Origin of the sequence: Oceaniglobus trochenteri, assembly GCF_020529025.1 — a bacterium.
GTDB classification, from domain to species: domain Bacteria; phylum Pseudomonadota; class Alphaproteobacteria; order Rhodobacterales; family Rhodobacteraceae; genus Oceaniglobus; species Oceaniglobus trochenteri.
Genome location: NZ_JACNMM010000010.1, coordinates 49,380 through 65,013, shown reverse-complemented (window position 1 = coordinate 65,013; position 15,634 = coordinate 49,380). Strand labels below are relative to the sequence as shown.

At 64.8% G+C, this 15,634-nt stretch carries 16 protein-coding genes; 2 read left to right on the top strand and 14 right to left on the bottom strand.

Going from position 1 to position 15,634, the window contains the following annotated elements; translation table 11 throughout:
• Positions 1–63 precede the first annotated feature (63 nt).
• Together H7828_RS17080 and H7828_RS17075 are read right to left on the bottom strand one after the other, a co-directional pair.
• Entirely contained in the window at positions 64–987 is a 924-nt protein-coding gene (locus tag H7828_RS17080) for a pseudouridine-5'-phosphate glycosidase (RefSeq protein WP_226782278.1), read from the bottom strand.
• Entirely contained in the window at positions 987–1,874 is an 888-nt protein-coding gene (locus H7828_RS17075; RefSeq protein ID WP_226782277.1) for a PfkB family carbohydrate kinase, read from the bottom strand. Before H7828_RS17075 ends, H7828_RS17080 begins: the two co-directional genes overlap by 1 nt.
• A 304-nt stretch (positions 1,875–2,178) precedes the next feature.
• Here H7828_RS17075 and rpsB point away from each other — a divergent pair, with 304 nt between their 5' ends.
• Both rpsB and tsf read left to right on the top strand, forming a co-directional pair.
• Positions 2,179–3,045 (top strand): 30S ribosomal protein S2, encoded by an 867-nt coding sequence (rpsB, locus tag H7828_RS17070; protein WP_226782276.1) that lies wholly within the window; start codon positions 2,179–2,181, stop codon positions 3,043–3,045.
• Between the two features lie 105 nt (positions 3,046–3,150).
• Entirely contained in the window at positions 3,151–4,026 is an 876-nt protein-coding gene (gene tsf, locus H7828_RS17065) for a translation elongation factor Ts (RefSeq protein ID WP_226782275.1), read from the top strand.
• A gap of 255 nt (positions 4,027–4,281) precedes the next feature.
• On the opposite strand, the gene H7828_RS17060 is transcribed toward tsf, so the two are convergent.
• The 12 genes from H7828_RS17060 to H7828_RS17005 all read right to left on the bottom strand — a co-directional run bounded on the left by H7828_RS17060 (position 4,282) and on the right by H7828_RS17005 (position 15,632).
• Complete coding sequence (locus H7828_RS17060) at positions 4,282–5,025, bottom strand: LuxR family transcriptional regulator (RefSeq protein ID WP_226782274.1); 744 nt, start codon at positions 5,023–5,025, stop codon at positions 4,282–4,284.
• On the bottom strand, positions 5,022–5,468 hold the full coding sequence (aroQ, locus tag H7828_RS17055) for a type II 3-dehydroquinate dehydratase (RefSeq protein ID WP_226782273.1): 447 nt from the start codon (positions 5,466–5,468) through the stop codon (positions 5,022–5,024). The genes H7828_RS17060 and aroQ overlap by 4 nt, the downstream gene beginning before the upstream one ends.
• A gap of 224 nt (positions 5,469–5,692) precedes the next feature.
• The gene (locus H7828_RS17050; RefSeq protein ID WP_226782272.1) at positions 5,693–7,294 is read right to left on the bottom strand and encodes an isochorismatase family protein; all 1,602 of its coding nucleotides are present in this window, start codon (positions 7,292–7,294) and stop codon (positions 5,693–5,695) included.
• 3 nt (positions 7,295–7,297) lie between these two features.
• A complete protein-coding gene (locus tag H7828_RS17045) occupies positions 7,298–8,146 on the bottom strand; it encodes an N-acyl homoserine lactonase family protein (RefSeq protein ID WP_226782271.1) in 849 nt (282 codons plus the stop codon).
• Positions 8,147–8,157: 11 nt separating this feature from the next.
• Positions 8,158–9,033 (bottom strand): amidohydrolase family protein, encoded by an 876-nt coding sequence (locus tag H7828_RS17040; RefSeq protein ID WP_226782270.1) that lies wholly within the window; start codon positions 9,031–9,033, stop codon positions 8,158–8,160.
• Positions 9,030–10,127, bottom strand: coding sequence for a vWA domain-containing protein (locus H7828_RS17035; protein ID WP_226782269.1), 1,098 nt, complete (start codon positions 10,125–10,127; stop codon positions 9,030–9,032). Before H7828_RS17035 ends, H7828_RS17040 begins: the two co-directional genes overlap by 4 nt.
• The gene (locus tag H7828_RS17030) at positions 10,124–11,005 is read right to left on the bottom strand and encodes an AAA family ATPase (RefSeq protein ID WP_226782268.1); all 882 of its coding nucleotides are present in this window, start codon (positions 11,003–11,005) and stop codon (positions 10,124–10,126) included. The genes H7828_RS17035 and H7828_RS17030 overlap by 4 nt, the downstream gene beginning before the upstream one ends.
• A complete protein-coding gene (locus tag H7828_RS17025) occupies positions 11,006–12,028 on the bottom strand; it encodes a xanthine dehydrogenase family protein molybdopterin-binding subunit (protein WP_226782267.1) in 1,023 nt (340 codons plus the stop codon).
• 1 nt (position 12,029) lies between these two features.
• On the bottom strand, positions 12,030–13,910 hold the full coding sequence (locus tag H7828_RS17020; RefSeq protein ID WP_226782266.1) for a xanthine dehydrogenase family protein molybdopterin-binding subunit: 1,881 nt from the start codon (positions 13,908–13,910) through the stop codon (positions 12,030–12,032).
• A complete protein-coding gene (locus H7828_RS17015; protein ID WP_226782265.1) occupies positions 13,907–14,389 on the bottom strand; it encodes a (2Fe-2S)-binding protein in 483 nt (160 codons plus the stop codon). Before H7828_RS17015 ends, H7828_RS17020 begins: the two co-directional genes overlap by 4 nt.
• Entirely contained in the window at positions 14,389–15,189 is an 801-nt protein-coding gene (locus H7828_RS17010; RefSeq protein ID WP_226782264.1) for an FAD binding domain-containing protein, read from the bottom strand. Before H7828_RS17010 ends, H7828_RS17015 begins: the two co-directional genes overlap by 1 nt.
• Complete coding sequence (locus tag H7828_RS17005; RefSeq protein ID WP_226782263.1) at positions 15,186–15,632, bottom strand: SRPBCC family protein; 447 nt, start codon at positions 15,630–15,632, stop codon at positions 15,186–15,188. The genes H7828_RS17010 and H7828_RS17005 overlap by 4 nt, the downstream gene beginning before the upstream one ends.
• Between the last annotated feature and the right edge of the window lie 2 nt (positions 15,633–15,634).

Here is a 15,634-nt window from a genome sequence, read left to right as displayed (position 1 = left end):
GTAATCGCTGCCCATGCTATCTAGGGGCTCGACGGGCGTCGCGCAATGTCACAGCGGTGCTTGTCAGGACTGGCGGCGCAGGGCGCTGATTTCGCGGGCAATTTCCGAGGCCAGCCGCGCATTGTTCAGCACCAGCGCGATATTGGCGCGCAGGGACTGGCCCTCGGTCAGTTCGAATATCCGCGCCAGCAGGAAGGGCGTGACCGATTTCGCGCCGATGCCCTGGGCCTCGGCCTCTTGCACCGCCTGGGCAATGATCGGCGAAAGTTCGGCCGCGGGAATCTCCTCGTCCCGGGGGATCGGGTTGGCGATCAACTGCCCGCCGGGCAGACCCATCCGCCCCCGGATCACATGCGCCGCGGCAATATCGCCGGCGCCATCCATGCGCAGCGGCGCCGCAAGATCGGATTCGCGCGACCAGAAGGCCGGGAAACTGTCCTGCCCATAGGCGATGACCGGAACGCCCAGCGTTTCCAGCACCTCAAGCGTCTTGGGCACGTCGAGAATGGCCTTGGCCCCGGCGGCCACCACTGTCACCGCCGTCTGCGCCAGTTCCTGAAGGTCGGCCGAAACGTCGAAGCTGCGCTCGGCCCCGCGGTGGACACCGCCAACCCCGCCAGTGGCGAAAACCTCGATCCCGGCCAGCCGGGCGGCGATCATGGTGGCGGCAACCGTGGTGGCGCCGGTGCCACCGGTGGCCACGCAGGCGGCCAGATCGGCGCGCGACAGCTTGGCCACCGATTGCGCCTGGCCCAGGGCGGTCAGTTCGCTCTCGCTCAGCCCGATGTGAATGGCACCGGCGATCACGGCGATGGTGGCGGGAACGGCGCCCATGTCGCGCACGGTCTGTTCCACCAGCATCGCGGTTTCCACGTTCTGCGGATAGGGCATGCCGTGGGTGATGATCGTGCTTTCAAGGGCGACGATGGGCAGGCCACCTTCGCGGGCCTCTTCGACTTCGGGGGAAAAACGCAGGGGAAGCGACATCAGAGGGAAACTCCTGAAACATATTCGGCCGCCGCGCCCAGGGCGCGGTGCAAGGCATCCTGTGGCGGCGCACCGCCCAGATCGGCCGCCATGTGGGCGGCCATGAAGGTATCGCCGGCGCCGGTGACGCGGGCAACGGTGATCGGCGGGGGCAGGGCGGTCAGCACGCCGCTGGCGTCCGCCATGGCCGCCATCGAACCGCCATCGGTCACCAGCACCCGGTGCGCGCCGCGTTCGATCAGCGTGGCGGCGGCGCTGGCGGCATTCGTGAACGGCGTCTGCGCCAGGATGCCGGCCTCTTCCAGGTTGACATAGAAGGTGGCGTTCGGATGGTCGAACAGCCCCGCCAGGCGTTCGGCCTTGCCGGGGGACGCGGGGGCGACGCGCAGATCGGCGGCGCGAAACAAGGGGCTCAGCGCGATCTGGCTCAGCAGGTCGATGGTAAGGTTGCCGTCCAGCGCGATCATCCCGCCGAAGGGCGCATCGGCGGTGCCCAGGCGCCCGTCGCCAAGGGGTGCCAGGATGGCATCGCCCGCCGCCTCAAGCGTGTGGGCATCGGCAATGGCGGCGACCAGGCCGCCGGCCCCCTCGATGGCCATGTAAAGATCGGTGGGCAGGCTCTCGGGGCGGTGGACGTGATCGGTGACCATGCCAAGGCCGGCGCAGGCGGCCAAAAGCTCGTCCCCCTCGGCATCGCGGCCCACGGCGCTCAGAAGCACGGGCGTCAGATCGAAGCGGCGCAGGGTCATCGCGATGTTCATGGCAACGCCACCGGGCAGGCGCGTGATGCGCCCGGCCACGTCCGAGCCCAGCCGCATCGGGGTGGCGGTGCGGCCGATGATGTCCCACAGGACGGAACCGATGCAAAGGATGTCAGGCGTGTTCATCCGGCGGTTTTGCAGCAGCCCGCCCCCTGGCGCAAGATGGCGGACGCTACGCCATCCGAGTATTTTCGCAACGAAGAAGCCGGTCCGCGACGGTCGGGTTTCTTTCTTGCCCAAGTACTCCCGCCGGAGGCGTCCTGCGGTTTCCTGCATCGCCGCCCTTGCACATGGCGCGCAACCGGTGTATCGCGCCCCCACTTCACAGGTGGGGCTTGGGCCTGACGGGGAGACATCCCGTTACGGTCCGCCGGTTGAGCGTATGCTCTGATGGCCCTGCCGAGGCGCAAACCGGAAAAGGAAAATGGACATGGCGCTCCCCGATTTCTCCCTGCGTCAGCTTCTGGAAGCTGGCGTTCACTATGGTCACCAGACTCAGCGCTGGAACCCGCGGATGCAGGAATTCATCTACGGCGACCGCAACGGCATTCACATTCTCGACCTGACCCAGACGGTTCCGATGCTGGACCAGGCGCTGAAGGTCATCCGTGACACCGTCGCCAAGAACGGCCGCATCCTGTTCGTCGGCACCAAGCGTCAGGCACAAAAGCCCATCGCCGACGCCGCCGAGAAATGCGCGCAGTACTACATGAACCACCGCTGGCTGGGCGGCACGCTGACCAACTGGAAAACCGTTTCCCAGTCGATCAACCGCCTGAAATCCATCGACGAGAAGATGGAGCAGGGCGCCGAGGGCCTGACCAAGCGCGAACGCCTGAGCATGGAGCGTGACCAGGCCAAGCTGAACGCATCGCTGGGCGGTATCCGCGAAATGGGCGGCGTGCCCGACCTTCTGTTCGTGATCGACGTGAACAAGGAAGACCTGGCCATCGCCGAAGCCAAGAAGCTGGGCATTCCCGTGGTTGCCGTGGTCGACTCCAACTGCTCGCCCGATGGCATCGACTATATCATCCCCGGCAACGACGACGCCGCCCGTGCCATCGCGCTGTACTGCGATCTGGCCGCGCGCGCCGCACTTGACGGCATGTCCGCCCAGATGAGCGCCGCCGGCGTCGACATGGGCGCCATGGAAGAAGCCGCCGTCGAAGAGGTTCTCGCCGAGCAGCAGGCCGCCGAGACCCCCGTGGGCGACACCGAGATGACCCAGGCCAACAGCGGCATCGCCAAGGATGCCCCCTATGACCTGGACAACAAGCCCGCAGACCAGAAGGCCTGAGCCTTTGGCGCGCCGCATGCCGGCGCGCCTGTCACTACATTGTCATCGAAGCGGGCCATGCCTCCTGCTTCGATCCCGACACGTTTCATGAAGGAGAGCCACGCCATGGCAATCAACGCTGCTCAAGTGAAAGAACTGCGCGACACCACCGGTGCCGGCATGATGGACGCCAAGAAGGCGCTGACCGAAACCGATGGCGACATGGAAGCCGCCGTCGACTGGCTGCGCACCAAGGGCCTGGCCAAGGCCGCCAAGAAATCGGGCCGCACCGCCGCCGAGGGCCTTGTTGCCGTCAAGGTGGATGGTGGCAAGGGTATCGCCGTCGAGGTGAACTCGGAAACCGATTTCGTCGGCAAGAACGCCGAGTTCCAGAAGATGGTCAGCGACATCGCCGATGTTGCCCTGACCGTCGACAACGTCGAGGCGCTGAAGGCGGCCGAGATCAACGGCAAGCCCGTTGAAACCGTCATCACCGACGCCATCGCCAAGATCGGTGAGAACATGTCGGTGCGCCGCATGTCGTCGATCACCGGTGAAACCGTCGTGTCCTACGTCCACAATGCCGCCGCCGAAGGCATGGGCAAGATCGGCGTGCTGGTCGCGCTGAACGGTGCGGACAACGGCATCGGCAAGCAGATCGCCATGCACATCGCCGCCACCAACCCCGCTTCGCTGTCGGAAGAGGATCTTGATCCTGCCGTCGTCGAAAAGGAAAAGACCGTGCAGATGGACATTGCCCGCGAAAGCGGCAAGCCGGAAGCCGTGATCGAGAAGATGATCGTCGGGCGGATGAAGAAATTCATGTCCGAAGTGACCCTGCTGAACCAGGCATTCGTCGTGAACCCCGACCTCACGGTCGAGGCCGCCGCGAAAGAAGCCGGCGTGACCGTCACCGGTTTCGTGCGCCTGGAAGTGGGCGAAGGCATCGAAGTGGTGAAAGAGGATTTCGCCGCCGAGGTTGCCAAGGCCGCCAAGGGCTGAGCCCTAAGCAACAGCATTCGGGAAAGGCGCGTCGTCATGGCGCGCCTTTTTTGCGTTTGGGGGGCGGGCAGAAGGGTGCCCCCCGATCCCTCCCGATCAATAACAGGCGCATCGGGGGGCTGTTCCATGGCCGAAATGCCACCACAGGCGGAACGCCATCCTTTTCGCAATTTCGCGTGGGCACGGGAAGCCGGGCGGCCATTGCTGACAGGCTTTGTCACGAAACGCGGGGATGTTGGCCCGTAAGCGGTGCGCTCAACGCTCCACGACGAAAATCTGGTTCTGGAAGGATGCCTTCAGAACGGCCTGGGCGGTGGTTTCCACGTCCAAAGCCTCGCGCGCAAGGCGCAGGTGCTTTTCGACGGTTGCGGCGGTCAGGCCCATGATCTCGGCGGCGTCCTGGGTTGTCTTGCCGTCGCGCACCCATTCCAGCGCCTCGCGCTGGCGTTTCGTCAACTGGCGCGCGGGGGTGGAGTAGGGGAGCTGGATCAGCTTCAGGTGCGCCACGTTGTTCATCACCGTGATGTCGCGGCCGTGCTCGCTCCAGATCTCCTCAACCTCGTCCTGGCTCATGCCGCGGCGGGCCGTCAGCGCGATGGCGCCCTTGTTGCGGATCGAGGCGTCACGAAAGCTGATGGAATAGCCCGCCGTCACGCCGTGCGACAGGTTGAAGGCGACGACCTTTCGTTCGCTGGGGGTCAGGCTGTCGGCATTGTTGGCCCACCAGCCCCAACTGCAGGCGCCGTTGTTGTTCAGCGCCCAGTGCACCATCGGGGCATGGAAATACAAACCACCGTTCATGAACTTGTCGGCATACTCCGGGTCATGGTTCGTCATGATCAGGAAATCCTCGCGATCCCCGAAACCCGTTGCCGTCCGGAACCGCGTGAAGCCATAGAGCAGCCGGTCAAAGCCATAGCTCAGCATCTTGTCGCAGTGCAGTTGCCACACATCCTCGACCGAGGTGGCTTCGACAATCCGTTCCAGGTGATCGATCATGGATCTTTCTCCGCCAGGTGATCTGCCATCGCCTCGAGAGCAAGGGTATAGCCGCGCGGCCCGAAGCCACAGATCACGCCGATGGCGACCCGGGCGATATAGGACTGGTGGCGAAACGCCTCGCGGGCGTGGACGTTGGACAGGTGCAGTTCGATCGTGGGCAATTCCGCCGACGAAATCGCGTCCATCAAGGCGATGGAGGTGTGGGTATAGGCGCCGGCGTTCAGGATCATTCCCTGATGCTTGCCGCGCGCCGCGTGGATCAGATCCACCATGCCGCCTTCGTGGTTGGTCTGCTCGAACTGGATCTCAAGGTTCAGGGGGCCCGCAGCCTCGCGGCACTGCTGCTCGACCTCGGCCAGGGTGGTATGCCCGTAGACCTGGGGTTGGCGCTGGCCCAGGAGATTCAGGTTGGGACCGTTCAAGATCAAGACCGATGGCATCTGTTGCTTTCCTATACTGTGCCATTGCAATTAGCCGCGCGCCCGCCACGCTGTCGAGACCGTTTGGCCGGAAATCACGACGCAGGGGTGACAAATCCGATCGAAGGATCGGCTTTGTCCTTGTATAGCACGGCCTTGTCAGGGGTTCATCAGTGTTTCGTCACGTCTAAAATACACATAATACCGATTATTAAGATTCTGTTAACCCACCGAGCGGCCCCCCTTCAGGCCAGTTTTGCAAGGATCGCGTCGGTCGTGGTGACCGTTGCGACGTTCTGCATCGCATAGTTGATGGATGCCGCGTGCCAGTCGGCGTTCATCGACGAACAGGCATCTTCGGGCACGATGACGCGAAACCCCTTGTCAGCGGCGGTACGTGCCGTGTGTTCGACGCTCATGTTCGTCCAGGCGCCGCAGTTGATGATCGTGTCGCGCCCGCCGTGGTGCAGATAACTTTCCAGACGGGAGGTTTCCCATGCGCTCATCGACATTTTCTCGACAATCAGATCGCCGGGCTGCGGTTCGATGCCCGGTGCCGGTTTCACGCCCCAGGTGCCGCGCACCAGCGCGTTCTCGCCCTTGAGCCCGCGCATCAGGTCGGCGTGCTGCGCCAGGTACGGATGCCCCGGTTCACAGACCATCCAGACATGCACCACCATCACGCCCTGTGCCCTTGCCGCCGCCGCCAGCCGCGCCGCATTGGCCAGCACCTTCTGGCTGCGGGCGTGCTCCGGCGAACCCGATGCCGCAAAGGCGCCGCCGTCGATGATCACGTCGTTCTGAAGATCCTGCAAGATCAAGGCGCTACGCGACGCAATGATGGGTTGTTCCACCGGGTGCGTTATCAGCGAAGGTGCTGCCGGGACGGTTTGCGGAGCCTGCGCCTGTACCCGACGTGGCGGTTGCACAACCGGATACATGAAGGGTTCGTCGCGCCCCTTCGCCCGCGTCTGCACCGAATAAAGCGAGGTCATGGCGCAGAGGTACAGCGTGCTCCAATCCGGGCCGCCCCAGTGGAAATTCGCCACCATCTCGGGACAGGAAATCTTGCCGATCAGCTCTCCATGGAAGGAATAGACCCAGATCCCCCCGGGCGCGGTGACGTAAAGGTTGCCCTTGCTGTCGGCCTTCATTCCGTCGGGCACGCCGGGTTTCAGATCGTCCTTGATGCCACCGGCGAAGACCCGGCCATTCTCAAGCCGCCCGTTCACCACGTCGAACATGCGGATGTTCGCCTGATCGGTATCGTTCACCCACATCCAGCGCTGACACGGTGAAAAGCATAGGCCATTTGGCTGTGAAAACAGGTACTTGTCTACCACAAGTTCAGGTTCTGCACCAGGCTGGTGACCGGGTGGAAGACGGTAGACGCCCTGAAAGCCCAGTTGCGTCGGACGCGGCACGCCGAAATGTTCCAGCCGGCCATAGGTGGGATCGGTGAACCAGATCGCGCCGTCATTGCCGACGACAATATCGTTGGGGCTGTTCAACTCGCGCCCCTGGAAATGCGAACACAGCACCTCGCGCGTGCCATCCGGGCGCAGCCGCACCACCGACGAGGTGGCATGTTCGCAGACCAGCAGGTTCAACCCGGCATCATAGGTCATGCCGTTGCCCTTGTTGCTGGGCCTTGCGATTTCACGCACGCCCTGCCCCGGCACGTACTGACGCCGCACGTCGCCCGGCATGTCCGAGAAGATCAGCGATTGATCCACCGGATGCCACAGCGGCCCCTCGGTAAAGATGAACCCGGTGGCCAGCTGGCGCACCGGTTCGTGTTCGTCGATGATGGCGCGGAAGCTGTCGGAGATGGCAGTGTGGCCCATGGCTCAGACCGGGAACCAGGGGCGGTCGGGCAGCGTCTGGGTCAGCGGCCCCGGCACCGTCATGCCAAGCCGCCCGACAACCTTCTGGCGCTCGATCTTGGCGGGCTTGTCGTGGATGGGCAGAAGGAAAGTGTAGTTGTTCAGCAGCTTCTTGATCGCGCCCTTCTCCTCGCGTTTCGACTGGCTGTGGTTGCCGGTGACGCGCGGTTCCATCCAGTTGTTGGTGTAGACATGGTTCACGATCTGGTCGTTGAAATCATAGATCACGTCGCCACAGATACAGGCCAGGCCCTCGGCGGTCTCCACCACCACGTTCATGCTGCCCTCGGTGTGGCCACCGGCATATTCGCACCAGACGCCGGGAATGATCTCTTCCGCCGTGGTGATGTCGAGGTCGAGGAAACGCATCGCCTCGGGCTCATAGATGCGGTCCACCAGGTGCTTGATGTCGGGCTTTGGGTATTGCGGAAACATAATGCCGCTGACCGAAAACTCCATCTCGCGCCGGTTGATGACGACGGTGGTGTTCATCGGAAACTTGTCGTCCTGCCCGGCGTGGTCGATATGCAGGTGGGTGTGCAGGATATAGCGGATATCGCCCAGCTTCAGCCCGTGCTTGGCCAGCTGGTTTTCGATCATGTTGTCGTGGAATTGCAGCCCCCGCATCCCCAGGCTTTCCATGATCGCATTGTCGCGGTAGCCGGTATCGACCAGGACCGGATATTCGCCCCCGGTGATCAAGAAGCCGTAAACCGGCACCCGGCGCACCCGACCGCATTCATGGCCCAGAACCAGGAACGAGGTTTCCAGTTCGATGTCGCCATAATCGAGAACGTGAATTTGCAAGGCCATGCTGCCCCTCCCTAGATGCCGTAGACACGGGCGGCCGTGTCGTTGAAGATTGCGGATTGTTTCTTTTTGCTCAGTGATTTGGCGCCCGATCTGAAGGCGTTGAACAGCTCGGTATAACTGGTCCAGAGCTTTTCGATGGGAAAGTTGCTGCCGAACATGCACCGCTCGGCGCCGAAGATGCCTTCGGTGGTCACGATCATCTCTTCGATGAAATCGGGATCGTTGCGGTGGATGAAGGTGCCAAAGGCGCTGAGCTTTGTCACCACGTTCGGGCAATCGGCCAGCGCCTTCATCCCGTCCTGCCATTGCTTGCGCCCTGAGTCCGACAGATCCTCAAGCATTCCGGCATGTTGCAGGATGAAGGTGATGTGAGGACAGGCACGGGCCAGGTCCACCGCGCCCGCCATCTGCGGCGCAAAGACCTGAAGATCGAAGGACCAGCCGTAATCCCCCAAACGGGCGATGTTCTTCTGCACCGTTTCATCGCGGCACAGGTCGGGGTCGCGGGCAAAGCGGTAGGTCGGATTCTCATGCCAATGCAGTTGCTGACGAATGCCGCGCATGCGGTTGTATTTCTTCAACTTGTCCAGCTGGTCGCGCACATCGCCAGTGGTGAAATCGGCATAGCCGACGATGGCATCGGGCAACCCGTGTTCCTCGCCTTGCTCCTGCACCCAGGCCGCCTCGTCCATGAACCAGTTGGGCGCCCAGTTGGCCTGGACGTAAACCGATTTCCCGATGCCCGTTCCGGCGATGTCGGCCAGGTATTCGCGGGTGGTGTAATCGCGCATGATTGCGCGGTAGGGTCCGAAGATGCGCGGCTGTTCGGGGCCAAGCAGCCAGGGCAGATCCTTTTGCAGCCAGATGTGGTGATGGGCATCGATCATGCGGCACGCCTCAGGTTCAGGATGTGGTCGGTGATGGCGGCGGTATCGGCGCCGTCGGCCAGGGTATCGATCAGTGGCAGGATCGCCTTGAGACCTGCGGTTTCCGGGGCATAATCCGGATCGCGGGCCAGCGGCGTCAGCCAATCGAGCCGCCAGGCGATGCGCGACAGCCGCGCGACAGCATCCACCATCGCCGCCGGATCGCCCCGCTCCAACCCGTCGGACAGCACGATCACGGCAGCCCCCCGCGCAAAGCCGGCAAAGCGCGGCACTGCCAGATAGGTGGCCAGCGCCTCGCCGATCCGCGTTCCCCCGTCGAAATCGGCGATCAGCGCCCCTGCCCGCTCCAGCGCCTGGGCCTTGTCGGCGGGGCGCAGGGCGGCGGTGACACGGGTCAGCCGGGTGCCGAGGGTGAAGACCTCGGCGCGGTCGGCCACCTGCACCACGGCATGGGCCAGCCGCAAAGAGGCTTCGGAACGTTCCTTCATCGACCCCGACACGTCGATCAGCAGCAGTACCCGCCGCTGACGCGTCTTGCGGCGGGTTTCGAACAGGCGCAGCACATCGCCTTCGCGCCTTGCCGCCTCGCGCAGGATGCGGCGCATGTCCATCCGGGTGCCCCGGTTGGCTCGCTGGCGCCGATAGGACAGGCGACGCGGCAGCGCGCCCGGCACCTCGCGATGAAGTTGCACCAGCGCGGCGTCATCGTCGCGCGTGGCCAGTTCGCGCCGGCCCAGCCGTTCGGCCGTCACCGCCTCGCCGCCCACTTCGCTTTCGTCCTGGCCAACCTCGATCTCCTGCGTCTCGCCCGTCGGCTCGAAGGCCTCGACGCTGTCATCCTCGCCCTCGGCGGGTGCGGCGACCGTCTGGCCCAGGAAGATCGCGCGAAACAGCGCGTCATATTCCGCAAGCCGTTCAGGCGGCACCGAAAACAAGGCCCGCCCTGCCCGCCAGACATCGGTCAGATCGCGGGGGCCAAGCACGCCCACCGCTTCGATGAAGCTGGCGGTCTGGTCGGGCGACACGGCAAAGCCTGCCTGGCGCAGCGCCTGGGCAAAGCCGACGAAGGGCGACAGGGCGCGCGGCAGGGTCATGCGGCCTCTCCGGGCAGAAGGCCGTCAAGGCGGGGGGCCAGATAGGCCATGTCATCGTGATCCTTGACCGCAACGCCGATGGCCCGGCGGAAGGCATCGGGCCAGCGCGCGCCCTGCCCGTTCAACAGCGTTGCCGCCTCGGCCCATTCGATGGTTTCGGCCACGCCCGGCGGCTTGGCCAGAGGTTCGGCACGCAGGGCGTTCACGCTGGCCACCACGGCATCCGCCGTCGCCTGCGCCACGCGCGACGCGCGGGCCATGACGATCTGCGCCTCGAGCGCGGGATGGGGATAGTCGATCCAGTGATAGACGCAGCGGCGGCGCAAGGCCTCGTGCAGGTCGCGGGTGCGGTTGCTGGTCAGCACCACCACCGGCGGCTGCATGGCGCGCACGGTGCCGGTTTCGGGGATGGAAATGGTGAAATCCGACAGGAATTCAAGAAGGAAGGCCTCGAACTCGTGATCGGCGCGGTCGATTTCATCTATCAACAACAACGAGGTGGCGGGGTTTCTTAAAGCGGTCAGCAAGGGGCGTTCCAAAAGGAACTCCTCCCCGTAGAGGTTCAGATGATCCTGCCCCGCCTGCCGGATCGCCAGCATCTGGCGGGGATAGTTCCACTCATAAAGTGCTGCCGCCGCGTCGATGCCTTCAAAGCACTGAAGCCGGATCACCTGCCGGCCCAGCACGCCACCCAGGGCCTTCGCCGCCTCGGTCTTGCCCACGCCCGGCGCCCCCTCCAGCAACATCGGCTTGCCCAGGGCCAGGGCAAGATAGCTTGACGTGGCAAGGGCATCGTCGGCCAGGTACTGGGCATCGACCAGCGCGCGCTGCAACGCCTCGGGGCTGCTCAGCCCGGCGATATTGGCGCGCACCGCCACCTAGCGCACCTGTTGCGGGCGCGCGCCGCCATTGGCCCGCAGCCCGCGCAGGATTTTCTCGGGCGTGATGGGCAGGCGGTCACAGCGTATGCCAACGGCGTTGTAGATCGCATTGGCCACGGCAGGCAGCACCGGGTTGGCGCACATCTCGCCCGGCCCCTTGCCGCCAAAGGGCGCATCCTCGGCCGGGCGTTCCAGCACGGCGATGTTGTGGGGCACGATCTGCCCCGGCCCCGGCATCAGGTAGGTGTTGAAATCCTGCGGGCCGTGATCGCGCTTGGGATATTGCGGTTCGGTAGTTTCATAAAGCGCGTGCGACACCCCCATCCAGGCGCCGCCGATCAACTGCTGTTCCACCAGTTTCGGGTTCAGCGCGCGCCCCACCTCATAGGCCGAGTTGATCTCTTTCACCTCGACATCACCGGTTTCGTCGTCCACCTCCAGATCGATCACCAGGGCCGCATGGGCGAAACATGTCACCGGTGTCATTTCCCCGGTTTCGGCGTCGGCGTCCGAGGGCGGGATCAGGAAGATCCCGCGCCCGGCCAGGGTGCGCCCCTGCTTGAACTGCGCGGCCATGGCGGTATCGGCCACGGTGATGCTGCGGGAGGGCGCGCCCTTGACGTGGATGTTGCCCTTGCCGTCGGTGTCAAGATCGCTGGCGTTCACCTCAAGCTCTTCGGCCGCCGCCTCAAGCATCTGCTTGCGGGCCTCGGCACTGGCGCGGATCACGGCGTTGCCGACGCGATGGGTGCCGCGCGATGCGAAAGACCCCATGTCGTGGGGGCCGGTGTCGCTGTCGGCGGTGTCGACATAGACATCCTCGACCGGGACGCCCAGGGTTTCGCTGGCGATCTGGCGGGTGACCGATTTCATCCCCTGCCCCAGGTCGATGGCCGAAAGGGCGACCATGAACTTGCCGTCGGGCGTGGAATGCACCAGCGCTTGCGCTGGATCGCCGCCCAGGTTCATGCCGATGGGATAGTTGATGCAGGCGAAACCGCGCCCCTTGTGAATGGCCATGTCAGCGCCTCCGCGTGCCAGAGAGGAACCGCGAGGTGCCGGGGCGGTTGACGCCGCGGCTGAACGGTTGCTCGGGTTTATAGGGTTCGCTTGCCGCCGGCGGCGTGGGTGGTGTTGGCGCGGGCGGTGGCGTCGGTGCCGGAGGCTGCTGGTAGGTCGGCGCCGTGGCCTGCGGGCTGGGCGGCGGGGCATAGGACGATTGCGGTGCGGCGGCGGGCGGGGCCGCGCGTGGCGGCGTGGGCTGGCCTGCGGGTGGTTGCGGCGCACGGGGTGCCGGGGCCGCGCCCTGCTGGGCGGCAATGCGGTGGCCGATCCTCTCGATCTCGATCTCCATATCGGGGTTCTGCACCGGCGCGGCAGTTACCGCCTGCCCGGCATGGCCCGCAGGCACCCGGCCCGTCGGTTGACGCGATGGCGCGGTGTCGCGGGTGCGCCCGGCGCGCCGTTCCCCGATCCGCCCCTCTTCATCGGTAGCGGTTTCCGGGATTGCGCCGCGTTCGCCCAGACCGCCGCCCCGAAGCGAGCTTTGGGCCATGGCATCGGCGGAAATCGACCAACCCGCCTTGCCCGCCGCCACCTGGCAGCATTCGATCAGGGCGGTGTTCTTGGCCTTCCGCCGATGTGCCTTCATGTCGCCGTCGCGATAGGCATTGAGGATGCGCAGCTCGATCGGGTTCATGCCCACCGCCTCGGCCACCCGGTCCATGTGGCATTCGATGGAAAAATCCACCGCCGTGATTCCGAAACCGCGCATGGCGGTGGCGGGCGTGCGGTTCGCCACCACGCAATAGACGTTGCTGGCGACGTTCGGAATCGAATAGGGCCCCGGCAGATGCCCGGTGCCCTTGATGATTGCATAGGGCGACAGCCGCATATAGGCGCCGGAATCGAAGAAACCGGTGAATTCCCGCGCGATGATCGTGCCGTCCCGCATCACCCCGTCCTTGATGCGCCAGCGTTCGCCGCCGCGGGGCGCGCCCACCTGCATTTCCTCGTACCTGTCCCAGGCGAATTTCACCGGCCGCCCGGTCAGCATGGCCCCCAGAACGGCGGTCGGTTCGACGATGGAATCCACCTTGCCGCCGAACCCGCCGCCGGCGGTGCCGCCGATGAAGTGCAGCCGTGACGAAGGCGTATCCAGCAGCTTTGCCGTGGTGCCGAGGGAAAAGAACAGCGCCTGGGTGTTGGTGTGGCAGACGAAGCGCCCGTTCTGTTCGGGCGCGGCGATGGCCCCGCAGGTTTCGATGGGCGCCTGTTCGATGGGCGACATCTGGTATTCGGCCTCGATCACGTGATCGGCCCGGGCAAAGGCGGCGTTCACATCGCCAAAGCGCAGCTTCTGGTGGTCGTATTTGCCGTGATAATCGAAGGTGTTGTTTGGATAGACCTCGTTCACCACCGGCGCGTCGGGCTTCAGCGCCTCTTCCACGTCCAGAACATGGGGAAGCGGTTCGTAATCCACGCGCACCTGCGCCACGGCATCGCGGGCCTCGCGTTCGGTGTCGGCGATGATCCAGGCGACGGTTTCGCCCAAAAAGCGCACCTTGTCATGGGCGCAAAGCGGTTCATCGTCGCGGCCGAAATTGATCAGGCTGAGCAGGGTGTTGAGGTTTACCGGAACATCCTTCGCCGTCACCACCCGGCGCACCCCGGGCATTCGCGCGGCGGCCTCGGTGTCGATACGGCGGATACGGGCGTGATGGTGCGGCGAGCGCACGGCGCGCATGTGCAGCAGACCATCAAACAGGTGATCGTCGAAATACTTTGTGCGCCCGGTGACATGGCCCAGAATATCCTGCCGTATCGTGGGCTTGCCGATCTCTTTCAATGTGTCGTCGCGTTCGTCGGCGAACAGGTCCTTGCGGAATTCGGTGCTGCTCATGCTGTGCGTCCTTGCATCCGTGCGCTTGCCGTCAGGATGGCATCGACGATGGGTTCATAGCCGGTGCAACGGCAGAGATTGCCGCTGATCGCCTCGATCACCTCGTCGCGGGTGGGGTTTGGCGTGCGGTCCAGCAGGGCCTTGGCCGCCATCAGCATGCCAGCCGTGCAGAACCCGCATTGTGCCGCGAAACCCTCCATGACGGCCTGTTGCAGCGGGTGCAGGTCCGGCCCGCCCGCAAGGCCGCCGGTGGTGTCAATACGCCTGCCCTCGACGGTCTCGGCCAGGGTCAGACAGGACAGGTGCGGCACCCCGTCGATCAGAACCGTGCAACTGCCGCAGGTGCCCTGGGCGCAGCCCTGCTTGGGTGTCAGATCACCGGCACCCCGGCGCAGCACATCAAGAAGGTTCGATCCCGGAACCACGAAAACCCCGGTTTCGGCGTCGTTCAGCGTGAATGTCAGCGGTGTGCGAGCCATCAGCGGCGCCCCCCCAGCAGCAGGCGTTTCAGGTGAACCGGCGCCACCTCGCGGCGGTACCATTCGGTGGCCAGTTCATCGTCGGCGGGTTGCAACCCGTCACAGCAGACCTTCAGTGCCGGTTCGATTTCGGCGTCGGTCAGCCCCCGGCCGCGCAGCGCCTGTTCAGCCGCCTTGGCGCGCAGCGGTGTCGGCCCCATGGTGCCGAAGGCGATACGCACATCGCCCAGCCTTCCCGACCCGACCCCCGGCAGGACGGCGGCAAGCGACATCATCGAAACGCCCTTGGGTTTGATCCGGCTGACCTTGGCAAAGCGGAATTCGCCCTCACCCACCCTTGGCACCGTGACCGAGGCGACAATGCCGCGCATCCGCGCACGGCCCGACAGGAAGCTTTCCATCGGCAGGTTCTGCCCGTCGGCCATCTGCACCGTGGCATCCAGCGCCAGAAGCGCCGTGGCGAAATCGCCATAAGGGGACGCGGCGAAGAGGTTGCCGCCCACCGTGGCCATGTTGCGCACCGCCGGGCCGCCGACGATGCGGGCCACCGAATGCAGCGCGATCAGGTCGCGGCTGGCCAGGACATCGGCCATGGTGGCCCCGGCGCCGATGCGGATGCCCTGCCCTTCGGATCGCACCGTCCGGTCAACCTCACGACTTCTGACAATGCGATCAAAGCTTTGGTCGCCATAGTTCACGGCCCGCATCAGCAAGGTGCCGCCGCCCAGATACCGCGCCCGATCACCCAGCGCCTGCGCCGCTTCGCGCAGGGTCGGATAGGTTTCAACCGCCAGCGTCATGCGCCCTCCAATCCCATATGCACCCGGATCGCATCGATCCCGGCCTGATAGATGTTGTCGCCCACCATGGTGGCCAGTTCATCCTCGCGCCCCTTCGGGGTGTCGAACCGACAGCGCCAATCCCAGAAGGTGTGATCGCCGTCCGTCACCGGGATCAGCCGCACATGGGCGACGTAGTTCAAAAGCGGAATCGGAGTGTCGAGCAGGCAATAGCTGAACGCCGTCTCCGCATCGCTGAGCGTGAGAAGCTGTTCGCGCAACTCGCTGCCGTCCTCCAGCTTGAAGCGGCGCACGCAGCCCACCCTGTCGGCGTCGCGGCCCCGTTCAATGGCGCTGCTGGCGACGGCGGGGTGCCATTGATCATGCCCGTTGAAATCGCGCAGCACCTCCCAGACCGCCTCGATCGGCGCGGGCATCACGGTGCTGCGGATCACGCTGACCATGG